This window comes from Paenibacillus sp. B46(2026) (assembly GCF_056786355.1).
Window position 1 is genome coordinate 5,318,920 of record NZ_CM165907.1, and the last position, 22,248, is coordinate 5,341,167.

The window sequence follows — 22,248 nt, forward strand, 5'->3', positions numbered from 1 at the left end:
TTCATAAAAAAAACGTCCGGTGAACAGCATAACTGTTGTTCACCGGACGTCCTGTTGATTATACAAAGTTCAATCTATGTGTGCTGGAAATTCAAATTGGAACCTGTCCATCGTTGATTAATACCGGGTTTCGTTCAAGCAACCCACTACCAAACGTTTCTCTGAACGGAGAATCTTCCATATGGATATAACCAATGTAACAACCACACTTCTTCATGGCACAAGGCCGATCCGCAGCTAACGCTTGCAATCCATCGCGATACAGATGCCCAATAATTCGGCGATCCTTGTAACACCGCTTCACATGCCCTGACCCTTGCACATAAAATACTTTCGAACCGGCAGCACAACGTTTGCCCAAGCTCTCATAGTCCTGCAGATTACCTTCAAAAAGCGGATCAAGCCCACGTAAAAACTGAATCTCTTCCGGCGTGTAATACTTAGGCCGATCTTTGAAGGCATTCACCCACATATACACATCATCCGGCAAAGCCTGTCTCATGGACTCAATTGCGGGGAAAGCACTACGGAGTCCTACAGTACCGACACTAAAAGCAAGTCCCATCTGACGCAAGGTCAAACATTGTTTTACAAAAGAAGCCTCTTTCGTCTCCCGAGGATGATATGTCGCCCAAAAGGCTGCTTTGTTCGCATCCAGCTCTCTCGCCCAATCCAGCTTGACGGACAGGTTGGTTTGGATCGCAACTTTATCCACATGTGGCATATGTGACAGCTCGATCATCGCTTCCCGGTACCAGCGCCGTACCAAAGCTTCACCATAGGGATTAAAGAAAATCGAAAATTGATGCCCGGCACTCTCCTGCTCCCTCACCCAATTCACAAATTGACGCAATTGTTGTTCATCCATTTCCAGCGTCTCTTTGGAATCCACCGTCTTGCTAAAAGGGCAGTATGGACAGTCGTAATTACAGGAAGACAACTTCCCCCGATAATACAAAGTCGCTCTCATGAGAAAACAAACCCTTCCATCTGTTCACGAATTTCGGCAGATATAAGCCAATCTCCAATCGCATCGGAGTAACCCAGTCCTTCTTCTGTCAGACGCAGCACCTGCTTGCCCTCATCGCTCTCCAACTCCCCCATGCCCTCTGTCAGCAGTTCAGCCAACCAGACATAGTCGGACATCACATCGGTACCGAAGCGCTGATGGTAGTCAGACAACGTCAATCCCTCCCGATGCAACAAGGCTTTCAGAATAAAGCGACGTCTCTGTTCCTCACGGCTTAACACGATACCATAATCCGCCACATCGTAGCGCTCGGTCGCCACATAATCGGCAATGATGCTTTGTGTGGCCTTATAACTCACACCGTACTTGGAAGCATAATGTACTTCACTCGTATAAGAGCGCGCGCCACATCCCAAACCAACCATGCCCTCCTCCTGACAGCTATAAGGCAGAAGCACTTTGGAGGACGACTGTTCTTTGGCAAATCTGCGCATTGAATATTGCACATAACCTTTACTTTTTAAAGTCTCACGTGCAGCTTTATACAACTCCATCCGAATGTCAGGTCCCTGACGGCGAATATCATCAGGCTTCACGATTGTATTCTCCCGAGTATACAAGGGATAGATAAAGATTTCGCCTGGTTCGTAGGCCAGAACTCTTTCCAATGAATAGATCCATGATTCCACCGTTTGACCCGGCAAACCATAGATCAGATCCAGATTCAACAATGGGAAATCATACCGAGTAAGCTTCTCAAGCGCTCGTTCTACTTCCTGTGGTTTTTGCGGACGATAGATGGCGGATGCTTCACCTTCAATAAAACTCTGGATGCCCATACTAATACGATCCACACTTCGTTCCTTCATAATGGCCAGCTTGGCTTCCGTAACGGTATCCGGCGACGTTTCCACCGAAATCGATGCTTGCGCAGGGTCCAGCCCCATCACATGTTCGGCAATATCAAACAGACGATTCAACTGAACCTCATTCAACAATGTAGGCGTTCCTCCACCAATCGCGAACCTCGAATACGGCCTTCGAGATGTAATGGGTGCCCACTGTTTCGCCTGACGTTCCAGCGCATCCACATAGCGTTCATGCGTATCATCCCGTCGATCCGGCAGTGTGAACAGATTACAGAATCCGCAACGAGCAGCGCAAAAGGGAATGTGCATATATAAAAAATACGTATCGGTATTCTCTTGTTCCCACAGTGGCCCCAACGGCAGCGGTGGGTCCAGCTCCCGATATGCGGTCTTGTGCGGGTATGAGTATAAGTAAGAACGATAAGGGAATGCCAGTACTTCACTGAGACTTGTAGCTATATTGGATCCGGACTGTGTGGAATGGCCTGTTGTTGTATGTAGTACATGCTTCTCCATCGGTTTCCTCCTGTCTCCGGTTGTTGTCATCATAAGAGCAAAACATTCTATACTAAAAATTCACGGTAAGGCACCGTCCAGACGACATCATGCGCGAGCCGGTGTCCTTGATACCCATCTTCACCGTAAGCTGTACCATGATCGGAAAAAGCTAAACAAAAGGCAGGCCGGGCGCGTTTCCTCATCGCCTCGAACAATGGCCCAAGAGCTTCATCTACATATCGAAGTGCAGCCCGTTGAGTCTCCACCGAGTCCTCCTTGGCTCCTTCTACAAAGTAACGATTGGGGCCATGAATGGCAGACACGTTCAAAAACATAAATATCTTTTCATCCGGCGGCGTCTGTTCAAGCAGCTTTAATGCATGTTGTACCTGATGCTCTGTCGAATTGGGATTGGTTACCCCAAAGTTCATTCGCCAGTAGCTCTGTTGGAAATAACCGGGCAATACTTTCGCAAGCGGGTTTTTTTTCGTAAAAAAGATGACGCCGCCAATACAGATGGTACGGTAACCTTCAGCTGCGAACCCGGATACGATATCCGGTGTATCAAACAGCCAGGTATGCGAATGTGTCTTGAGTCCGGTATTCCGGGAATGAAATAGCCTTACATGAGATGCCTTGTCCGTATTAGCAGGTGTCGGCATAAAACCACCAAAAAAAGCATGGTGCGCCGCATATGTAAAACTGCCCGGGGTATGTCGCTTCTCCCACGGACCCGAACCACACAGATTAGGACAATTCTCCTCTTCCAGCTTGGCTACGTCATATCGTAACGTATCCAGTGTAATCATTAACAGATCATGGGAGCCCACGATGGTGTTCATATCAGGCATGTTGAAGAGGCTCCTTTCGTAAAAGTTCCATTGCCCACTCATAGGTTCCAAGTCCATGATACTCGACCCTGTATAACAGATCTCCAAACGGATTCACGTCCAACACATAGGCACGCGGATTCGAACCACTAGTAAGCATCACATCAATTCCGGCTGACCACGAGTTGGGAAATGCAGACATGGCTGCTTGCGCTGCCGTCCGAACCAGAGACATTCGCTGTTCATCCAGCCCAGCTTCAGCAGGTAGCATACGCTCATTGCGCAGATGCAGATTGGTAATCGGGGTATGGCTCAGCCGCATAATCGCATGACCTGCCTGTCCACCCGCAACCAGTTGGCGAATATCGTAGGCCCGTTGATCAAACGTGGCTTTGGGCATCCACCGTTCAATCTGTGCACCTTCTGCACATAACCAATTCATTAACGTAGCAACCTCGTCACTGCGGGTGTACTTGCGTAGACGTCCTTCATTGAAGAAAATCATCTTGCCCTGTGTCTGTTCCATCCCCATCGTCGTTACAGCGATTTCGTCACCTGTACGTGGGTTAACCTGATACGCGACAACGCCTGAGGCTCCTGAGCCACTCGCGAGCTTAACAAATACACGGTTCATAGCGGTACATTGCATAGCCGTACGCAGGTCGGTGTAATTCCGAATCGGGTGCGAAGATGGTAATGTTGGGGGTACCTGAACTCCATGGGAAGATAGGTGCTGCTGACATGCTCTCTTGTCAAACATCAATTGGATATCGGCGGGATCATTCATAAATCGGGCTCCAGGCCATATTGTCCGAGCCTCACGGCCGATTCGATCCAAACAGGCTTTCCAGCCACGGAACCACTGGGCAGGAGCATAGATTCTTCCCCACTCCTGTTCCAGCGCAAGTGCCTGTTCTGCGGAGAATGCTTCTGCACCCATCCCATCCGTTAAGGGTGGCGTATCGTTCATAGCTCCAAGAAATAGCAATTCACGCTCTACTTCCCAATCCTCACCAGGAGCATCGATTCGAATCAGGGGTTCAGGCAGATTGGAATCTAATGTATCAGCGATCGTTCTTCCCTGCCTCCAGGTCTGAAGCAATTGGGCATATGGCAGTACAACCGCGGGTTTTAAGCCCAATCTATGTCTGGCCTCTTGCAACCCTTGGGATCGCCGATTATCGGGGTTTCCAATCAACAGTAATGGTACGCCTGACATTATCTATTCCGTTAACGACGGATAGCGCCAGTCATCCTCATCACTCTGTTGCTGATCGCTAACATCTACAGATAGGCCAGAACGCTTCCAGCGAATGAGCATCTCGTCTGTCATATAGTGGTAGCTAAGATCCAGATGTTTAAGCTTTTTGATCCGGTCACTGGCAAGCAGTGCCTCGGCCCCTTCATCGGACAATGTTCCCTGTGACAAATCCAGTACTTCAAGTTGATCCAGAATAGGCGCTTCAGCTGCTGCTTTCGCAATCTCATCCTGAATTTCACTGTCCTTCAGACCCAAGTAAACCAGCTTTGGAAATAATCCTTGTTCCAGAAGGGGAAGCACATCTTCAAGTGAACCATCGAAACCATAATCATCCACACCCAGATACAGTTCAAGTTTACGCAATTCAGGCAACTCGGCGCTGGCGATCGAGGATAACACTTCTTTCGGGAGACCGCCACAAATAATAACCAATTCTTCGAGCTTCGCATGCTGGATCGGTTCCAGACTGAGACCACTGCTGCCCTTCACCGAAAATGATTTTAATTCTGGAAAAGCGCCCAACAGAGGGGTGAGATTCGTCTGAATTATCCACGATACTTCACATTCCTCGAATCCCATATCTCCGATGAACAATTTTTTCAATGACGGAAAGCTTGGGGCCGACTCGACGAGCGTGCCCATGAACTCTTCAGGCGAATTTTCATACGCTTGTCCCCAATCTCCGATGACCAGACTTTCCAGTGAGCTGGCCTCCGGTTTAGCTGCCAGTTCCTTAATTAATTTTTCCATACGAATGCCGTCCTCATAATCATCGTAAGATACAACAAGCTTCACTTCTTGCATGAGTAGATCCCTCCGTTTAAGGTACATATATGATTCGTTAATTTGAATGTTAACCCATACCACACAAGGCTTGCAACTTCTTCCAACTCCAGTCCCAAAGAGATTCCTAATCGTGCAATGTAAACCATTTTTCATATAGGTATAGGAACATATGTTCCATTATATAGTCACAGAAATAGCCATCATCATTTAGGTATATGGATGGACCTCGCCAACCCCAATCAAATACTTCATTTCATATAAAAAGCGTTAATGGCGGGTAAACCATCCCATCGGAATGCTTCTGTCCTTCCATTAACGCTTTGATGTTCACATATCATTGAAGCTAAATCAAGATGTTCCGCTTAGTCTCAGCCTTCAAGTCTGGATACGAGCGCTCTCAGCGCATGACCACGGTGGCTAATCGCCTGCTTTTGCTCAAGCGTAAGCTCTGCCATCGTCATCTCGTATTCAGGGACATAGAAGAGTGGATCATATCCAAAACCGCCAGCACCTGCTGCTTCAGCCGTGATCCAGCCTTCTGCAGTACCTTCTGCTTCATACTTGTCTCCGGTTGTCGGATCGTACAGTACCAGTGCACAGACGAAACGAGCCGGACTTAGTAGCGGCTGCTCGGTGTCCTCACCGGATTTCAACGATTCCAGTGTTTCCAGCAACTTCGCATTATTCTGTGCATCCGTTGCTCCTTCGCCTGCATATCTCGCTGAATACACTCCCGGCTTCCCGTCCAACAGATCTACGCAAAGTCCTGAATCGTCTGCCAGAACGGGCAAACCAAGCGCATCACCAACCGCCTTGGCTTTCTTCCAGGCATTCTCCGCAAACGTTACACCGTCTTCTACTACATCCGGCAGCTCCGGATAGTCAAACATGCTCTTGACCTCTTTGCCAAGCGGTGCGAAAGCATGAGCGAATTCACGAACTTTACCCGCATTGCGGGTTGCAACAATGAGGATTGGGCTGTCCAAGCTCATCTTACGCTTCCCCTAATCCACGTGCGCCGATCTTGAGCGCAATCGGTCCGAGCACTTCTTTTTGACGCTCGATCATTTCCAGAATTCCCTGCTCGCCCAGTTCCAGCATTGCGTTCAGCTCACGGCGATCAAATGGTGCTTCCTCGCCTGTTCCCTGCAACTCAACGTATTTGCCGCCACCTGTCATCACCAGGTTCATGTCTACCTTGGCTTTGGAATCTTCATCATAGTTCAGATCCAGTACAGGCTGTTCACCCACAACACCCACGCTTACCGCAGCAATGAAATCCGTAATCGGGAACACTTGCAGTTTGTGCTGTTGGGAAATCTTGTTCACGGCAAGCGCCAACGCTACAAACGCACCGGTAATGGACGTTGTGCGTGTGCCTCCGTCGGCTTGAATGACATCACAGTCCAAGGTAATGGTACGCTCACCAAGAGCCTGCAAATTCACTACGGAGCGCAGTGCCCGACCAATCAGACGCTGGATTTCCATGGTGCGTCCAGTTAATTTGCCGCGATTGGCTTCACGTTGGTTTCGGGTATGGGTTGCACGTGGCAGCATGGAATATTCAGCTGTTACCCAGCCTTTACCCTGCCCTTTCATAAAGGGAGGAACACGTTCTTCGACTGTAGCTGTACAGATAACCTTTGTATCTCCAACTTCAATCAGTACAGAGCCCTCGGCGTATTTATTCGTGTTTACTGTTAAATTCAGCGGGCGCAGCTGTTCGCTGGTTCGTCCGTTTGATCTCATTTTTTCTGCCTCCTACGACTTAAGCATCCTGTAATGTTGAGCTTGTTCACACTTTTACTAATCCCTTATATTTTACCAAAGAGTTCGGTTAAAAGCATCCTTAAGCATTCTCCGTGCATTAAATTGGAATTTCGTTGATATATTCAGGCTTGGAAACTGGCGCACTGTAATCCCTGTTGTCGTCACCCATGACCGTTTTTTGGCCGTTCCATTCGATCTGCACTTTGGTATCCTTGCTGGCTGTATTCTCCGCAGTAGTTAATACGACGGACTGTAACAGCTCGCTTGGCACGATATCCCCTTCAGCAAACATATCGTCTTTCAGGGCAACCGTTACCGTGCCATCCTCGGCCGTTTTGACCGATTTCAGCTCTGTTCCGCCTGTCATGACCTCTTCCAATTCTCCGCCTTTGTCAGGTCCCTTGATCAGTTCGTTCAATGCCGCCTGCACCCGATCTTCACCAGGGGTGACCAGACGTGTAACCGGAACATAATATTGGATGCCTGCTGGCGAAGCAGCTGAGAAATAGACCGTAACCGGGCTGCTGTTGGTCACAAACGTATCGCCCAAATCCAGATTGATTCCCACAGCCCGATTCAGCGGTTCAGGCAACGGCGTGCTGTTCACCGGCATTTGCGTTAACTTCTTGCCATCCACCCAGATCTGCACATTCTCCACATCAGGTGTTCCCGTCAACGTCCACGTGACAGCTTCTAGCATTTTCCGTTCTTCCTTCGCATCATACTTGGCAAAATTACCCGAGAACTCCACGACCGCCAACTTGTCATCCGCATGAATCGTTACATTCTGAACAACCGTTCCCTGCGGAAGAACACCCTGGAAGCCTTCAGGCAACATGCCAGCATAGGCCCCGCCTGTGACAAGTGTATCCAGTGCTGTCTTTGGACTGCTGGCATCTGTTCCGGAAGGAAGTGTCAGGGATACCGGAGCGAGCAGTCCCTGCTGGTCTTGCAGATATACCGTCGTTAAAGGGAGCGTTGCGAGTGCCCCATTCCCTTCGGCTGCCTGAATCATGGCTGCTTCCTGGATGGGCGGTGGTGGATCAACAGCTTCGGAAGACTGTGCTCCAAACATGCCACAGCCTGACAACACCATAGGAATGCTCAGCAGCGCAGCTGCCGATACCGTACGCAAAGAATGGATCTTTCTCATGATCACGTTCCCCCTCATCATTTTTACAGTTTGTACTACCATGTATACGAGCCTTTGTCCAAAAAATAACTAAAAGATAATAAGAAACGTAAAAGAGGTTAATAACGTATTAGAAAGCAAGAGTAAGGACATTGCTAACTTCAGAGGAGGAATCGCCCATGGAACATCCGGAGCAAGAAAAAATCCCTTATAGCCTGAATAGCCGCAAAGTCGCGGAGGCAACACGGGAATGGCTGCATAAGCGGGGCGTCACGATCCCTGAGATCGCAGAACTGGTTATGTTATTGCAGAAAAAGTACTACCCTGATCTTACCATGGAAGAATGTATCGATAATGTGGAGAAGGTTCTCCGTAAACGCGAGGTACAGAACGCTGTTCTGACCGGCATTCAGCTCGATCTGCTGGCTGAACAAGGTCAGCTCATATCTCCTTTGCAGGAAATGATCGAGAACGATGAAGGACTATATGGCGTGGATGAGATTTTGGCATTCTCCATCGTCAATGTATATGGCAGCATCGGCTTCACCAACTACGGGTACGTGGACAAGTTGAAGCCAGGAGTGCTGGAGCGACTGAATGACAAGACCCATGGTCCTATTCATACGTTCCTCGATGATATTGTCGGTGCAATTGCATCGGCAGCAAGCAGTCGCATCGCCCATCGCAAACAATCCGAGATGGAAGAAGCGTTGGGGAAAAAACCTACTAGCGATGATGTTGTCTAACGCTTAACTCGTTCCATTCCTGAATTCATGTGGGACATTGGCCATGTGTGTGGATGCTTGGTGAAATAACTGTTCGATGAAATAACTATTCATGGAAAAAGCGGCCTGATGGCCGCTTCTTTTGCATGTGTACGATACACATTGGATGATCCACATGTTATTATTTCAGATGCTTAGGTCGTACCGTTCCCGCCAAACCATAACCTTCAACCCACTTCTGCTCGGCAGCTGGCTCAGATGCTGTCCATTTCGGTCCAATCGTGATTTCCGGGCCTTTGCGCTCTCTCAACATGCCACGCAGCACAGTGATGCCGAGGATGCTGAGTCCAGTGAATACATACATCATTCGCATGATGATATTGCCAGAGTCTGTTCCCGTTACCATACCGTGAACCAGCAGACCAATGAACACCGGATAGGACAGCATGTGGAACATGAACCACCATTTGCGACCCAGCTTGTTCCGCAGGTCACTGGATAACAGGACGATCACTAATCCGTAGAAGGCTAACGTTCCCAGACCACTGCCAATCGGATGCACGGAGGCGGAAAAAGGAATCAGAAGTTCTCCCCAGGTAAACGGGCTGTAGTGATCAATATATAACGTTAACGCATGCATGAGTCCAAGTCCGAAGGCGAGCCAGATCGTTCGGGTATGCCATTTGAACATGGCTGCTTTTGGTTTGCCTTTGGCCATAGGCATCCCTTGAGCAATGCCCAGAAACACACCGGCAAAGAGCAGCACATAAGCAGCAATCCCACTCATTCGAATGATATTCCACGTCGGCAGGTAATCTACAATCCATTGTGCCATAACCGGCTCCCCCATATCTGTTAGACTTGTCCTCGTTAGAGCGTGTCTGGAAAACTCCGAAGGAAGCAGATTTTGCCGAATTTTCGTTCCAAGCCAGGAAGTTCTCCGCAGACGTGCCGGGGTACGTCAAGGGAAAGTGACGCAGCAGGGGGCGAAAAAGGCGGTAAAAGATGCACTTCAGCGAGTTTTGAGACACGTCCTAGATCAGACTGAAGCGATGATCCGGATCAAAACCAGGCCAGTGCTCAGCGAGCGTATCCGTATTCCCTCTAAAATAAGTACTTCCATCCCGTGTCATCCACAGGACGTCATGCCGATCGTAATGTCGGTTCAACCAGCCCACCGCTTCGGCACTCCCCAAAATGCAGACCGTCTTGGCAATGATCTCGCATTGCGAAGCATGCTGTCCCATAACGGTACACTGCAATACGTCCGTATCCGCCGGTTCCATCGTCCGTGGGTCAATGAGGTGATGTGCAAGGCTTCCGTCCGTATTCTGCCATTGTCTGCGGGAAATACCAGAAGTGGCAACAGCTCCTCGCTGTAAGCGAACCGCCCCTGACACATTCCCCTGATCCTGCAAAGGATCGGCTACTTTCAAGCTCCACTGGGGATGGTCTGATGTGCCCCATACTTGGATATCTCCACCCGCGTTAATCAACCCCGCCGGAATATGCAATGTTCGCTGCAACCAGTCTGCAATGCGCTCCACTGCCCAGCCCTTAACAATCCCTCCCAGGTCCAGCTCAACTCCGGGGTCCAGATGAACCATCCGGCTGCCTTCCCGCTGAATCCAGCTCGGACGACTGTGGTCATATCGATTTTCCATCCCCCCTGATAATTCAGGTGTTCTCGTTCGCAGTATGCGCTCAAGCAATGGACGTTGCGATTGTCGTTGTTGCACCTTCTCGAAGGATAGATCATATCCCGAAACTTGAAGAGCCTGCGAGATGCCTGGCTGAAAAATCCCTTCGGTCAGTCCAATGTAACCGTACGCCAGACTCAAAACTTCATCCATCGCAGCCGAGACAGGCATCCATCCGGTAGAGCCATTCAGACGATTCAATTCACTCTCTGCCACAAATCGGCTGAATCGTTGCTCCTGCGTCTCAAACCAATTCTTCACCAAGGTTGCTGCATGTTCAGCTTCTTCCCGCCCAGCGGACAGTTGCACTTCAACATCCGTGTTCATTGCACGGAATTGAAATCGGAGCGGACGAGCGACTTGCTCCGTGCGGCTCATGATGCACCTGTGCGTGACTGATCGTTGCCACTGCTGTATCCGGAGTCTGTATCCTGGTTATTTTGCCCGAAACGCTGAGCATCTGAATAACTTCCCTTGTTACTCATGCTCTGATTCGGCACAGCGGCTTGTGAGCTATCGGATGTTCCATTATCTTGACGATCATTATTGTCATTGTCCTGCGTGTTCCAGTTGTTGTTGTCCGTTGTACTGCTGATCCATTCATCCATCACATCATCACGTGTATTCACTTGGCTTGAAGCAGTAACGCTTGTATCCGTGCCATTCGCTGCTGCATAGGCCACATCAAAGGCATCCGAAGTTCTTACATATTGAAAGAGTGCAGCCACGGTCAACGTTGCTGCCGCTGAAGCTTGCCATTTTCTCCATTGATTCCGTTTTCTTCTGGTCATCGCTCTTCCCTGCTTTCTTTAGGGTGTGTCTTAAGACACGCCCTAGCGAAGTTCATAGATGTATCATAGGCGCGCTGGCTTAAAAATAGATGAATGAACGGTTAAGAAAGGCTAAAGCTTTATTTCACGGAAGTCGTGTCAAACTAAAAAAGACCCTGAACAGGTGAATTTCCTGTACAAAGCCTTTATATAGGAGCGTACTATCATTTCATATTCATATCATCATTTCGTTAGATTCGAAAATAGAACGTGCCATCCGGTTGCTGCTCTTGCTTCGTCACTTCCCGTCGAATTAACTCCTGCAAATGGGCCAACGTCTCACTCATGGCAAACCGCAGTTGATGGGTACCGAGCCGATTGCCAAACATGTATACACAGATATCATACGCATTCGCCGGTGACTCCTGAATTCGCTCGGTCATCTTCTGAAGGCGCTCCTCGTGATGAACAAGCAAATGAGCTGTCCGTTCGCTGAACTGGGCAAAAGGATTTCGATGCCCCGGATACGCCTGCTTGACATTCAGAGCCCCGAGACGATGCAATCCTTCCATATAAGAAAATAAAGGCTGAGGGTCACTGCCCGGTTGCAGACTGATATTCGGTGAAATCTGTGGCAACACTGCATCTCCGCACAGAATCTCCATCGACTCCGGCGCATAAAAGGATAAATGGCCTGGGGCATGTCCCCCCGTCTCCACAGCAACCCAACGTTTCCCGCCCATATCAAGCCACTCACCGTCTTCAATGGGAGTCACATTCGGAAGTGGCGTGATCTGCGAAGTAAATGCCTTCATATGTTCATGCATCTGCTCGGTCTTGTCTTCGGGCATACCATGACGACCATAATAATCAGGTAATATTGTATTCATGCGTGAATCAGGTCCCCACATATAATCGGCCTCTTGGCGAGAACGTGTGGACATTCGAACGGGTGCACCCGTCATCTTTTGCATCCATCCCGACACCCCAAGGTGGTCCGGGTGATGGTGGGTTAGCACAATTTGATGAACATCGCTAAAGGTCAGGCCGAGATCTGCCAGCGCTTCATGCCACTCCTGTTCCGTCTCCGAATTACGTGGTCCCGGATCTATGATAGTGATCGTTCCATCCGGTTCAGACAGCACATAACTGTTCACCCATCGCAGAGGAAAAGACATGGTAATCTTGACCCGATGTATGCCCTCTGTCATGGACATCTCTTCTGTTCGCTTCATACGTTTTCCCCTTCCAGACGGTCTGTTCACTCCACAGGACGATGACCCACAAAAATCATACGCGGAGAAGCCTGCTCGTCATATTTCTCTTCATCATAGCCGCCATGGACCTGATCTACCTGAAGTCCAGCTTCACTTAACATCTGACTCAGTTGATCCCGTGTGTACAACTTCACACGCTCCTGATATACCCGCGGTTCATGTCCGGATGCGCTATCCGTAATGCGAATTTCCTTTTGCACAAATCCATCTTCAATTTTGCGAAACTCCTCAATCCGCTGCCCTTCATCCTCTCGAACCGAGTGTGGCACCAGATGACGAGTCACATAAGCCGTATTCATAAAATCAATTATATAGCTGCCACCCGGCCGAAGCATGCGATGGATGGCGCGTAACACTTTCAATTGTTCTCCGTCCTCAAGGAAATAACCAAACGATGTGAACAGATTGACTACGGCGTCAAAGCCACCTTTCAACGGAAGTTCACGCATGTCTGCATGGCACCACGTTACTCGGTGTTCGTCATCCATTAGGCGCGCTTCGCGCAGTAGCACATCGGACAAGTCGACTCCGGTCACTCGTAATCCTGCATCAGCCAGTGCCAGTGAGTGCCGTCCCATACCGCAGCAGAGATCCAACACTTCAGAATTGGGCTCAAGCTTTAACCATTTAATCATTTTATGTACTTCATGATAGGCACCCTGCACATCCCGGTGCTTGTATACGAGCAGATAATCTTCTCCAAAACTCTCTTCATACCATTCCGTCATTAATTCTCGCCCTCCACATGGTCACTGGCCCTCTGTCCGTCATATACTGTTGTACAGGCCTGATCATTTCCCCTAAGCTTTAATTTATTGTAACGTCTTTATGCTGCAAACTCAAAAAAATCCAGTAAATCACCCGCATTGAAGAGCCAAAATGCACACGATATAATGTTAATCATACGCATACCCCTGCGAATCGGTTAACTATAAGAGGTTGTTCAAAAAGCCCGCTTTTGATTACGAAGGATGCCTATTGGCATCATCAGCATCGAATATGGAATTCAGCCGAAATAAGTGGGTGCTTACGAAGTATGTTTCCTTCGGAAACATTGCGGTTGCTCACGTAGTTTTCCTACGCTCCGCTACTCCATTTCTAGCTTCATCCCATCTTCTCGGTACTGAAAACCGTTCTTTATGAACGCGTACTATAAGCAACAGGAGGTGTTCTTATGATTCGCATCGGACTTACCGGATGGGGGGATCAGGACGATCTCTATCCGAACCGTACCAAAGCGAAAGACAAGCTCAGTCTGTACGGACAATACTTCTCCACCGTGGAGGTGGATAGTTCCTTCTACGCCGTTCAGCCGCGGGATCGAATGGCACGGTGGGCTGCCGAGACGCCCGAATCCTTTGCTTTTATCATCAAAGCCTATCAGGGAATGACCGGACATCTGCGAGGCAAACCCTACTTCACGAGCACGTCGGAGATGTATAAGGCTTTTCGAGAATCACTTGAGCCCGTCATTGAAGCCGGCAAGATGCAAGCAGCCTTGTTTCAATATCCACCCTGGTTCGAATGTAATAAAGACAACGTGAAAGAGCTTCGTGAAGTGAAACTGAGAATGGAGGGCATTCCCTGTGCCTTGGAATTCCGTCATCGCAGCTGGTATGAAGATGGCATGCGCGAGCGGACGCTTGCGTTCCTGAAAGAGCAAGGCTGGATTCACAGTGTCTGTGACGAACCTCAGGCAGGTCCCGGTTCCATTCCCATCGTGCCGGAGGCGACTGATTCGGAGATGACACTGGTTCGCATGCACGGACGCAACGTGTCCGGCTGGCATCAGAATGGTGCGCCCAATTGGCGCGAGACTCGTTATTTGTACCGTTACAACAAGGAAGAGCTGTTGGAGTGGAAAGATTATCTGGAGCAATTGCAGGAGCAGAGCAAGGATGTTTATGTTATTTTCAACAACAACTCCGGTGGCGATGCAGCGGCGAATGCCCAGATGATGATGGACCTGCTGGACCTGCCGGTGAAGCCTTTTCCTGACCGTACTGAACCGGAGAAGGAAGAAGGACCGGAGCAGCTGGAACTGTTTTAGAATCTAGGCAGACACTTTAATTCTTACTTAAATGAACAAACAGTTTAATCAAACTTCACTAGTGAGAAAAAAAATCGGCGTGGCAGCGCTTCGAGGCTAAAATTGAGTGAAATTTTGAAAGGCCACCTTCCGCTTCAGAAGATGGCCTCATGCCGATTTGTTGCTGATTTTATGTTTTTAAATTTACCTCGTAAAAAACAAATCACCGGATTATTGAGCACATACGTATACCGGTTCAGCGACAACGGCTCATTCGCTCGCTCTCTATACGTATCCTCGGATATAAACCGCCCTACATACGGATCATAATAACACGCCAGCAGGTAATACAGGCCACTTCCGCATCGTAAAATTCTCCCGAATAGCGAATCGTGCTTTCATACAGCGCAATCGTCAGCGTCGGGCTGCCGAATAGATCGTAGTCATACTGGTTATCTATCGTTCCCTGCTCATCCACCGTCTGCACACCGTCCCCATGGCCGTTGAATAGGAAATACCACAGCTTGTCCGCCTGATCGATTCGGGCGATATAGTTAATCCCTTTCACATATCGCACACTGACCCCATCCGTTTTATCCGTCTCCAAAATGACGGAGTGACGGTCATACAAGTAGTTCGTCACTTGTTCTGCATAACTGTCAGCCGATCTGAGTTTCTAGCTGACGAGTACACGTCCGTTTACGGATATCGTAAGCTGACAAAGCTGTTAAGGCGCCAGCACCGGCTTGTAATCAACAAGAAGAAAGTCTACCGTCTGGTCGTCATGCCATAACCGTAAATGCGTTCCATCAACATAACCAGCTGATCTCTTATTCAACACTCTCGCCAATTACAAATTACAGCTTCCGCTCCCGTCTGCGGGCAACGCCCGAAGCATAAGCCGCTTCAATGACTGCCTCTTTGACGCGATCCGCCACATGCGGATTAAAAATGCTCGGAATAATGTAATATTCATTCAGCTCATCCTCGGTAACCACCGCAGCAATGGCCTCAGCGGCAGCAAGCTTCATTTCCTCTGTCACGCGCGAAGCTCGGCAATCCAATACGCCGCGGAACAATCCGGGGAAGCATAATACATTGTTAATCTGATTCGGATAATCCGACCGTCCCGTCGCAATGACGCGCACAAGGCCCTCCACCTCCTCCGGCGTTATTTCCGGTGTTGGATTCGCCATCGCGAACACGATCGCATCCTTCGCCATTTTGCGAACATCATCAGCCTTCAGCACACCTGGCCCCGATACGCCGATAAAAATATCTGCGCCCGCAATAACTTCGCTCAACTCGCCCTGCTCCCGGTTCGGATTCGTATGCTCCGCATACCATCTCCACGCTTCATGCTCGTAGCTGTTGCCAGCGACAAGCGCGCCATCACGGTCAACCCCGATGATGTTCCGCACACCTGCCGCTAGCAAAATCTTCGTGCAGGCAATTCCTGCCGCCCCAACGCCGCACAGCACAACCTTGCAATCTGCAAGCTGCTTGTCTGCCAGCTTGACCGCATTTATAAGGCCTGCAAGCAGTACAACCGCTGTGCCATGCTGATCATCATGGAACACTGGAATGTCCAGCTCCTCAATGAGACGCCTTTCAATTTCGAAGCAGCGCGGCGATGAAATATCCTCGAGATTAATGCCGCCGAAAGTAGGGGCAATGCGCTTAATCGTCGCAATAATCTCCTCCGTATCCTGTGTATCGAGGCAGATCGGAAAAGCATCAACTCCTGCGAGCTGCTTGAACAGCATCGCCTTGCCCTCCATGACCGGCATCGCCGCGAGCGGCCCGATATTGCCGAGCCCTAATACGGCGCTTCCATCCGATACGACGGCAATCGTATTTCTTTTTATCGTGAGCGAGTGTGCCCGCTTCGGGCTTTCATGTATCGCCATGCAAATATTTGCGACGCCCGGCGTATATACCCGCGATAGATCATCGCGCGTTTTAATCGTCATTTTTGGCGTTACTTCGATTTTGCCGCCCAAATGCATGAGAAAGGTTTGGTCTGATACTTGAAGCACCTTAACGCCCGGCGACTTATTTAATACGCTTACAATTAACTCTTTGCGCTGCGTATCCGTAATATTGACCGTCACATCACGAATCGTTGATGTTTTGCTTGTCCCGCTGACGTCAACGGCTACAATGTCGCCGCCCGCTTCCCCAATTGCCGTAGCAATTCGCCCGAAGGTTGACGTTTCCTTGTCCATTTCCAAACGCAGTACGATATTCGTGCTTCCCGTTGCTGGCACTGCCATCCTGACCACACTCCCATGCAAACGCTTAAGCGCTTGTTATTTGCCTTCATGTTAACGGTTACATGAAAGCGTGGGAAGCTTTTGACCATATTGTAGGTTTTGGTCATTTTGGTCTTTGCTGAAGAACGTAGCGATTGATTGGACGCCCAACCCCGCCATAGTTGATTTCCAGCTTCACATAACCGCTCTTCTCCAAAAAATCCAAGTAGCGCCTCGCCGTTACTCTGGCAATGCCGATCCCCTCGGCTGCTTCCTCTGCCGAAACTCCGCCCTCCAAGCGATGCATGACTTCGACGATTTGCTGCAATGTAACCGCATTCAAACCTTTCGGCAGGCTGATTTGCTGCTCATCCAGACCAGCAAATCCGGCTTGCCTTGCTTGTCCTGCTTGTCCTGTTTGTTCAGCTCGTCCTGCTGGCCCTGTTTGTCCTGTTTCTCCTACTTGTCCAGCTTCCTGCTGCCCATAACCACGCTTCTGCCCTTGCACCCAGTTCTCCCCACTGAGCAGCATTCGATCCAGCTCCTCCTGGGTGACGCCCTTTTCTTCCGCCAAACTTTCGTGGCGGTCGCGGTAACGCTCTAATGTCTGGCGAATCCGCTCCAGCTTGAATGGCTTAATAATATAATCCATCGCGCCCCCGCGCAGCATTTCGCGAATCGTCTCCGGATCTTTCGCCGCCGTCACCACAATAACGTCAACGGGCATTGCCGCCGAACGCAGCTCCCGCAGCGCAGCCATCCCGTCCAATGCTGGCATAAAAACATCAAGAAACACCAAATCCGGCGCAAGCTCACGGATGAGACGCAAGCCCTCCTGCCCATTCCCTGCAATGCCCACGACCTGAAAACCGTCTACTTGCTCGACAAACTGGCGGTTGACCTCCTGCACCATGGGATCATCTTCAATTAGCACCACTTTGAAAAAGCATCCGTCCTGCCCCTTGTTGTTATCCTCCGCTTTCACGTTCATCCGCCAGCTCCTCCCATCGGAAATGTTAGCTCAATAGCTGTGCCGCTTCCTAGCTCCGACTGAATACGCAGCTCTCCATCGCCTTTATCGACGATGCTGCTCACCAAATACAGTCCAATGCCGCGATTATCGCTGCCTTTTGTCGTAAACCCCCGTTCAAGTACACGCGACTGCACCTCGATCGTCATGCCGCAGCCATTATCCTCAACAAGAATGGACAGCAGCTCTTCATCCTGCTCCATACTAACATAAATTTCCTTATCGTCACGATCCACTTGAGCCAACGCATCAAAAGCATTTTCGATTAAATTGCCGATAAGCAGCACCATATCATGCTGATCCAGCATGACGGGGAATTGCTTTACCTCCATATGAGGATCAAGCTTAACTTGGATACCCAGCTCTTTGCCCCGGCTGATTTTGCCAAGCAGCAGGCCCGCCAGGCTGTCATCCGCAATATGCTGATGCAGAAACTGAGTCAGCTCCTCTTGCTGACCGGAAATATCGTGCACATATTGCAGTGCCTGCTCTTTTTTATCCAGTTGAAGCAGTCCGGCAATGGTGTGCAGCTTGTTGCTATGCTCATGATTTTGCACCCGCAGCGCATCGACGAACTCTCGCACACCCGTCAACTCCTCCGCCATTCGCGCCACCTCGGTCCGATCCTGAAAAATCGCTATCGCCCCGATCATCTTTCCCTGCTCACGAATCGGAATGCGATTACTCCAAATCAGCGTATTGCCCACTCGCAGCTCCTGATTGAATACGGGGCGCTCCAGCTCCATAATTTCCGGCAGCCTTGTATCCGGCAGTACCTCACGAATCGGCAAACCCACTACGTCGCGGGATACGTTGAAAATCTGCTTCGCCCGCTCATTAAAAATCGTAATCAACTCAAGGCGGTCAATTGCAATGACCCCTTCATGCATCGCCTGAAAAGCCGCCGTGCGTTCCCCATACATACGCGCAATTTCATGCGGCTCCAAATTGTACATCTGCCGTTTAATGTGCCGGGCAAGCAGCGCTGACCCGAATATCCCAAACAATAAAGCAATCAGCAGCGTGAGCACAATTGAGCTTTTCTGCTCCTCGATAAGCTTTGCCAGCCCAGGCAGCAGCCCACCCGCCACGACGACACCTACCTGCTCATGCGCCTCATTCATAATCGGGACATAAGCGCGCAGCGCAACGCCCGCCTCCCCCTTCACCTTCGACATATACGTGTGCTCGGCAAACGCCGCATCCGCATCCGATGAATCAAACTTGCCGCCGATCCTCGCCGCCAATGGATGCGATAACCTCGTCCGGTTCATGTCCAGTACAACAACATATGCCACATTATTAATAATGCGGATATTGTCCGCCACAGGCGCAATCCAGCTTGCGCTATCTGGTTCATTGATCTGATTTTTAATGCTCGGCAGCTCGGCAACGGTACGGGCAGTAATCAGCAGCCGCTGTTTAAGCTCGTCCTCCTTCATACGGGTGACGCTCCCAATCACGACAATGCCCCCGATAAGCAGCGAGAGGAGAACGAGTCCGAATGACAGCAATATTATTTTCCAATAAATTCGCAGACGGCTGAGCATCGCTTCTCCTCCCTGTTTGCTTCGTTTACGTTTTTTTTCTATTGTGAAATAATAAGGGTAAAATAGCAACTGCGGCAAACGATACTAATCTGGCAGAAAGGGTGGTGGCTCAAAAATGAAAACCGCAATCGGTATGATCAGCTTTATTGCTGTAGGCTTGCTGGCGGCTATTTTGTTCGGCTTTCGTCCCGAGGCAACTCGTACTCTGCCCTTTGATGAAGAACAGACGGGACTGAAGGAGAGAATCGTCATTAAATTCAGCCACGTTGTTGCGGAAAATACACCGAAAGGGCTGGCGGCGACCCATTTCTCCCAGCTCGTCAAGGAAAAGACGGATGATGCCGTCGAAATTCAAATATTTCCGAACGGTATGCTGTATACCGAGGATACCGAGGTCGCAGCGCTCAAACGTGGAGATATCCAAATGATCGCACCCTCCTTTTCCAATCTAAGCGCCGTCGATCCCGCATGGCTCGTCATGGATCTGCCCTTTGCTTTTGCCGATCAGCAAGCAGTAGATAAGGCGCTTGCAGACGAGCTTGGCACGCTGTTAGCTGCTGCAATGGAGAAGCATCATATTAAAGGCGTTGCATTTTGGAGCAATGGCTTCAAGCAAATGACGAACAGCACCCATCCGCTGCGGGTGCCCGAAGATTTTGCAGGGCTGAAATTCCGCATGCTGCCGAGCGATGTCGTAATCAGCCAGTTTCAAGCGCTTGGTGCCACTACAGCAAAAATTTCCTTTAACCAAGTGTTCGCAAGCTTAAAAAAAGGCATCGTCAATGGACAGGAAAATACGATATCCAACATTTTTACGAAGCAGCTGTACCAGACGCAGCATTATATGACGATTAGCAATCACGGCTATCTTGGCTATGGCGTAATGTTCAACGAAAGCTTTTGGGATGGGCTCCCCGCGGGCATTCAGGCCGAGCTGCAAAACGCGCTTGCAGAAACGACCGAGTGGATGAAGCAAAACACAGCGGCCATGCAGGAGCAGCAGCTTCGCCAGCTCAAGCAATCGAAGGATATTGACATCCATACGCTGACCCCGCAGGAGCGGGAGCAATGGGTGCTGGCTTTTCTGCCGATTTATGACCAATACCGCGAGATTATCGGGGAAACGCTGATGAATGAAATCACGCGACCGAAATAACCAAAACGAACAATATGACCGTATGCTTGTGACGGGGCCTCTCCTTCTTTTACAATGAGGACGCAAACGAAATTAAAGCGTTTTCATTTTGATAAAAGAAAGTGGGGACCTCCTCATGAAGCTGAAATTCAACCTGAAAAACCTAACCGTCCAAGTCGTGTGTGCTATCGTTATTGGTATTTTATTCGGTCATTTCTTCCCGGAGTTTGGCGAGAAAATGAAAGTGCTTGCCGATGGATTCATTAAGCTGATCAAAATGGTTATTGCGCCCATCGTCTTTTTCACCGTCGTGAACGGCATTGCCAATATGGGCGATATGAAAAAAGTTGGCCGCATCGGCGGCAAGGCGCTGCTCTATTTTGAAATTGTGACGACGCTAGCTCTTGCGATCGGTCTCATCGTCGTCAATATCGTGAAGCCGGGCGCAGGCATTGATGCCAGCAAAGCCAGCGGCGACGTTACGAAGTACACCGACGCAGCTGCCCAGTCCAGCCACAGCATGGTTGATTTTATTCTCGGCATTATTCCGGACAATGCCATTTCGGCCATGGCTGGCGGCGATTTGCTGCCGATTCTTTTATTCGCGATTTTGTTCGGCTTGTCGCTTACGGCGATGGGCGAGTCGGCAAAGCCGGTAACCCAGCTGTTTGACAAGCTGTCGCATGGCTTTTTCGGCATCGTCAATATGATCATGAAGCTTTCACCACTTGCTGCCTTCGGCGCAATGTCCTACACGATCGGCAAGTTCGGCATTGGCTCGCTAACCTCGCTTGGCAAGCTGATGGGCTCGGTCTATATTACGATGGCGCTGTTCATCATCATTGTGCTCGGATCGATTGCCCGCTTTTATGGCTTTAGCATTTTCAGCTTTATCCGCTACATCAAGGATGAAATCTTCCTCGTGCTCGGCACCTCGTCCTCCGAATCGGCGCTGCCGCGCATGATGGATAAGCTTGAAAAATACGGCTGCTCCAAGCCGGTTGTGGGGCTCGTCGTTCCAACCGGGTACTCGTTCAACCTTGACGGTACGGCGATTTATTTGTCCATGGCCGCGATGTTCGTCGCTCAGGCATCCGGTGTCGAGATGTCGCTCTGGCAGCAGCTTACGCTGCTCGGCATACTGATGCTGACGTCCAAGGGAGCCGCAGGCGTTACGGGCTCCGGGTTCATTACGCTGGCAGCGACGCTTGCCGCTTTCCCGAGCATTCCTGTTGCTGGCATGGCGCTGCTGCTCGGCGTTGACCGCTTCATGTCTGAAGCTCGTGCCATCACGAACCTAATCGGCAACGGCGTCGCAACCGTCGTCGTTGCCAAGATGGAAAATGAATTTCATCCAGACGGTGCGCAGGAAGCGGCTGTAGCTGCAAAAGTTGAGCCAGCTCCTACTACTGATAGCACAAGTCTCGCTGGAAATCTCGTTAAGCCTGCTACGGAGCAGTCTTAAGCTAGGGTCCAAGCTAACTTGCTCACTAAAGCATAAAAAGCGCAGCGTCCTGCCAATACAGGGATACTGCGCTTTTTTGGATAGTAGAAAAAGTCAAGAAATGTTACATTGAATTCACTTATCCTCTACCCCTCCCCAAGAAAAATGGAAACTTCAAACCACACGTATAATTCGTTGGGTCGATACTCAAACCGTT

Annotated in this window: 23 protein-coding genes; 5 read left to right on the forward strand and 18 right to left on the reverse strand. The window is 49.8% G+C overall.

All coding sequences use genetic code 11. From position 1 onward, the window contains the following. Positions 1-91: 91 nt before the first annotated feature. The 8 genes from AC1S8V_RS23620 to AC1S8V_RS23655 form a co-directional block, all read right to left on the reverse strand. Positions 92-970, reverse strand: coding sequence for an STM4011 family radical SAM protein (locus tag AC1S8V_RS23620; RefSeq protein ID WP_482071002.1), 879 nt, complete (start codon positions 968-970; stop codon positions 92-94). After that, positions 967-2,355: an STM4012 family radical SAM protein gene (locus tag AC1S8V_RS23625; RefSeq protein ID WP_482071003.1), complete on the reverse strand. Its 1,389-nt coding sequence runs from the start codon at positions 2,353-2,355 to the stop codon at positions 967-969. The genes AC1S8V_RS23620 and AC1S8V_RS23625 overlap by 4 nt, the downstream gene beginning before the upstream one ends. 47 nt (positions 2,356-2,402) lie before the next feature. Beyond that, positions 2,403-3,188 (reverse strand): STM4013/SEN3800 family hydrolase, encoded by a 786-nt coding sequence (locus AC1S8V_RS23630; protein WP_482071004.1) that lies wholly within the window; start codon positions 3,186-3,188, stop codon positions 2,403-2,405. Further along, entirely contained in the window at positions 3,181-4,386 is a 1,206-nt protein-coding gene (locus tag AC1S8V_RS23635) for an STM4014 family protein (protein WP_482071005.1), read from the reverse strand. The genes AC1S8V_RS23630 and AC1S8V_RS23635 overlap by 8 nt, the downstream gene beginning before the upstream one ends. 3 nt (positions 4,387-4,389) lie before the next feature. Then, positions 4,390-5,232 (reverse strand): STM4015 family protein, encoded by an 843-nt coding sequence (locus tag AC1S8V_RS23640; protein WP_482071006.1) that lies wholly within the window; start codon positions 5,230-5,232, stop codon positions 4,390-4,392. A gap of 350 nt (positions 5,233-5,582) precedes the next feature. Then, positions 5,583-6,206, reverse strand: a complete 624-nt coding sequence (locus tag AC1S8V_RS23645) for an XTP/dITP diphosphatase (protein ID WP_482071007.1) — start codon at positions 6,204-6,206, stop codon at positions 5,583-5,585. 1 nt (position 6,207) lies between these two features. Then, complete coding sequence (gene rph, locus AC1S8V_RS23650; protein ID WP_017692572.1) at positions 6,208-6,963, reverse strand: ribonuclease PH; 756 nt, start codon at positions 6,961-6,963, stop codon at positions 6,208-6,210. A 118-nt stretch (positions 6,964-7,081) separates the two neighbouring features. Beyond that, positions 7,082-8,137 (reverse strand): GerMN domain-containing protein, encoded by a 1,056-nt coding sequence (locus AC1S8V_RS23655; RefSeq protein ID WP_482071008.1) that lies wholly within the window; start codon positions 8,135-8,137, stop codon positions 7,082-7,084. A 158-nt stretch (positions 8,138-8,295) separates the two neighbouring features. Here AC1S8V_RS23655 and AC1S8V_RS23660 point away from each other — a divergent pair, with 158 nt between their 5' ends. Next, positions 8,296-8,862, forward strand: a complete 567-nt coding sequence (locus AC1S8V_RS23660) for a phosphatidylglycerophosphatase A family protein (protein ID WP_482071009.1) — start codon at positions 8,296-8,298, stop codon at positions 8,860-8,862. Between the two features lie 160 nt (positions 8,863-9,022). Here AC1S8V_RS23660 and AC1S8V_RS23665 read toward each other — a convergent pair whose 3' ends face one another. The 5 genes from AC1S8V_RS23665 to AC1S8V_RS23685 form a co-directional block, all read right to left on the reverse strand. Further along, the gene (locus AC1S8V_RS23665; protein WP_482071010.1) at positions 9,023-9,676 is read right to left on the reverse strand and encodes a ferric reductase-like transmembrane domain-containing protein; all 654 of its coding nucleotides are present in this window, start codon (positions 9,674-9,676) and stop codon (positions 9,023-9,025) included. Positions 9,677-9,875: 199 nt separating this feature from the next. After that, on the reverse strand, positions 9,876-10,919 hold the full coding sequence (locus AC1S8V_RS23670) for an FAD:protein FMN transferase (RefSeq protein WP_482071011.1): 1,044 nt from the start codon (positions 10,917-10,919) through the stop codon (positions 9,876-9,878). Beyond that, positions 10,916-11,332, reverse strand: a complete 417-nt coding sequence (locus AC1S8V_RS23675; protein WP_482071012.1) for a hypothetical protein — start codon at positions 11,330-11,332, stop codon at positions 10,916-10,918. The genes AC1S8V_RS23670 and AC1S8V_RS23675 overlap by 4 nt, the downstream gene beginning before the upstream one ends. 230 nt (positions 11,333-11,562) lie before the next feature. Continuing rightward, a complete protein-coding gene (locus AC1S8V_RS23680; RefSeq protein ID WP_482071013.1) occupies positions 11,563-12,546 on the reverse strand; it encodes an MBL fold metallo-hydrolase in 984 nt (327 codons plus the stop codon). A gap of 26 nt (positions 12,547-12,572) precedes the next feature. Continuing rightward, positions 12,573-13,316 (reverse strand): class I SAM-dependent methyltransferase, encoded by a 744-nt coding sequence (locus tag AC1S8V_RS23685; protein ID WP_482071014.1) that lies wholly within the window; start codon positions 13,314-13,316, stop codon positions 12,573-12,575. 446 nt (positions 13,317-13,762) lie between these two features. Here AC1S8V_RS23685 and AC1S8V_RS23690 point away from each other — a divergent pair, with 446 nt between their 5' ends. After that, the gene (locus AC1S8V_RS23690) at positions 13,763-14,638 is read left to right on the forward strand and encodes a DUF72 domain-containing protein (RefSeq protein ID WP_482071015.1); all 876 of its coding nucleotides are present in this window, start codon (positions 13,763-13,765) and stop codon (positions 14,636-14,638) included. Positions 14,639-14,772: 134 nt separating this feature from the next. Here AC1S8V_RS23690 and AC1S8V_RS23695 read toward each other — a convergent pair whose 3' ends face one another. Both AC1S8V_RS23695 and AC1S8V_RS23700 read right to left on the reverse strand, forming a co-directional pair. Further along, positions 14,773-14,991 carry an RHS repeat-associated core domain-containing protein gene (locus AC1S8V_RS23695; protein WP_482074567.1) on the reverse strand — a complete coding sequence of 73 codons (219 nt, stop codon included), beginning with the start codon at positions 14,989-14,991 and terminating at the stop codon, positions 14,773-14,775. After that, the gene (locus AC1S8V_RS23700; RefSeq protein ID WP_482074626.1) at positions 14,931-15,260 is read right to left on the reverse strand and encodes a hypothetical protein; all 330 of its coding nucleotides are present in this window, start codon (positions 15,258-15,260) and stop codon (positions 14,931-14,933) included. Before AC1S8V_RS23700 ends, AC1S8V_RS23695 begins: the two co-directional genes overlap by 61 nt. On the opposite strand from AC1S8V_RS23700, the gene AC1S8V_RS23705 reads away from it, so the two are divergent. After that, a complete protein-coding gene (locus tag AC1S8V_RS23705; protein WP_482071016.1) occupies positions 15,234-15,410 on the forward strand; it encodes an IS3 family transposase in 177 nt (58 codons plus the stop codon). The two genes, AC1S8V_RS23700 and AC1S8V_RS23705, sit on opposite strands and share 27 nt — an antisense overlap. A gap of 64 nt (positions 15,411-15,474) precedes the next feature. On the opposite strand, the gene AC1S8V_RS23710 is transcribed toward AC1S8V_RS23705, so the two are convergent. The 3 genes from AC1S8V_RS23710 to AC1S8V_RS23720 form a co-directional block, all read right to left on the reverse strand. Beyond that, positions 15,475-16,893: an NAD-dependent malic enzyme gene (locus tag AC1S8V_RS23710; RefSeq protein WP_482071017.1), complete on the reverse strand. Its 1,419-nt coding sequence runs from the start codon at positions 16,891-16,893 to the stop codon at positions 15,475-15,477. 103 nt (positions 16,894-16,996) lie between these two features. After that, positions 16,997-17,863 (reverse strand): response regulator, encoded by an 867-nt coding sequence (locus AC1S8V_RS23715; protein ID WP_482071018.1) that lies wholly within the window; start codon positions 17,861-17,863, stop codon positions 16,997-16,999. After that, positions 17,860-19,452, reverse strand: a complete 1,593-nt coding sequence (locus tag AC1S8V_RS23720) for an ATP-binding protein (protein WP_482071019.1) — start codon at positions 19,450-19,452, stop codon at positions 17,860-17,862. The genes AC1S8V_RS23715 and AC1S8V_RS23720 overlap by 4 nt, the downstream gene beginning before the upstream one ends. A gap of 115 nt (positions 19,453-19,567) precedes the next feature. On the opposite strand from AC1S8V_RS23720, the gene AC1S8V_RS23725 reads away from it, so the two are divergent. Beyond that, positions 19,568-20,608, forward strand: a complete 1,041-nt coding sequence (locus AC1S8V_RS23725; protein ID WP_482071020.1) for a DctP family TRAP transporter solute-binding subunit — start codon at positions 19,568-19,570, stop codon at positions 20,606-20,608. Between the two features lie 121 nt (positions 20,609-20,729). Continuing rightward, a complete protein-coding gene (locus AC1S8V_RS23730; RefSeq protein ID WP_482074568.1) occupies positions 20,730-22,052 on the forward strand; it encodes a dicarboxylate/amino acid:cation symporter in 1,323 nt (440 codons plus the stop codon). Positions 22,053-22,248 lie beyond the last annotated feature (196 nt).

Bases quoted from the DNA above. Each gene is read 5' to 3' on its own strand.
- AC1S8V_RS23620 (WP_482071002.1), bottom strand. From the start codon at position 970: ATGAGAGCGACTTTGTATTATCGGGGGAAGTTGTCTTCCTGTAATTAC.
- AC1S8V_RS23625 (WP_482071003.1), bottom strand. From the start codon at position 2,355: ATGGAGAAGCATGTACTACATACAACAACAGGCCATTCCACACAGTCC.
- AC1S8V_RS23630 (WP_482071004.1), bottom strand. From the start codon at position 3,188: ATGCCTGATATGAACACCATCGTGGGCTCCCATGATCTGTTAATGATT.
- AC1S8V_RS23635 (WP_482071005.1), bottom strand. From the start codon at position 4,386: ATGTCAGGCGTACCATTACTGTTGATTGGAAACCCCGATAATCGGCGA.
- AC1S8V_RS23640 (WP_482071006.1), bottom strand. From the start codon at position 5,232: ATGCAAGAAGTGAAGCTTGTTGTATCTTACGATGATTATGAGGACGGC.
- AC1S8V_RS23645 (WP_482071007.1), bottom strand. From the start codon at position 6,206: ATGAGCTTGGACAGCCCAATCCTCATTGTTGCAACCCGCAATGCGGGT.
- rph (WP_017692572.1), bottom strand. From the start codon at position 6,963: ATGAGATCAAACGGACGAACCAGCGAACAGCTGCGCCCGCTGAATTTA.
- AC1S8V_RS23655 (WP_482071008.1), bottom strand. From the start codon at position 8,137: ATGAGAAAGATCCATTCTTTGCGTACGGTATCGGCAGCTGCGCTGCTG.
- AC1S8V_RS23660 (WP_482071009.1), top strand. From the start codon at position 8,296: ATGGAACATCCGGAGCAAGAAAAAATCCCTTATAGCCTGAATAGCCGC.
- AC1S8V_RS23665 (WP_482071010.1), bottom strand. From the start codon at position 9,676: ATGGCACAATGGATTGTAGATTACCTGCCGACGTGGAATATCATTCGA.
- AC1S8V_RS23670 (WP_482071011.1), bottom strand. From the start codon at position 10,919: ATGAGCCGCACGGAGCAAGTCGCTCGTCCGCTCCGATTTCAATTCCGT.
- AC1S8V_RS23675 (WP_482071012.1), bottom strand. From the start codon at position 11,332: ATGACCAGAAGAAAACGGAATCAATGGAGAAAATGGCAAGCTTCAGCG.
- AC1S8V_RS23680 (WP_482071013.1), bottom strand. From the start codon at position 12,546: ATGAAGCGAACAGAAGAGATGTCCATGACAGAGGGCATACATCGGGTC.
- AC1S8V_RS23685 (WP_482071014.1), bottom strand. From the start codon at position 13,316: ATGACGGAATGGTATGAAGAGAGTTTTGGAGAAGATTATCTGCTCGTA.
- AC1S8V_RS23690 (WP_482071015.1), top strand. From the start codon at position 13,763: ATGATTCGCATCGGACTTACCGGATGGGGGGATCAGGACGATCTCTAT.
- AC1S8V_RS23710 (WP_482071017.1), bottom strand. From the start codon at position 16,893: ATGGCAGTGCCAGCAACGGGAAGCACGAATATCGTACTGCGTTTGGAA.
- AC1S8V_RS23715 (WP_482071018.1), bottom strand. From the start codon at position 17,863: ATGAACGTGAAAGCGGAGGATAACAACAAGGGGCAGGACGGATGCTTT.
- AC1S8V_RS23720 (WP_482071019.1), bottom strand. From the start codon at position 19,452: ATGCTCAGCCGTCTGCGAATTTATTGGAAAATAATATTGCTGTCATTC.
- AC1S8V_RS23725 (WP_482071020.1), top strand. From the start codon at position 19,568: ATGAAAACCGCAATCGGTATGATCAGCTTTATTGCTGTAGGCTTGCTG.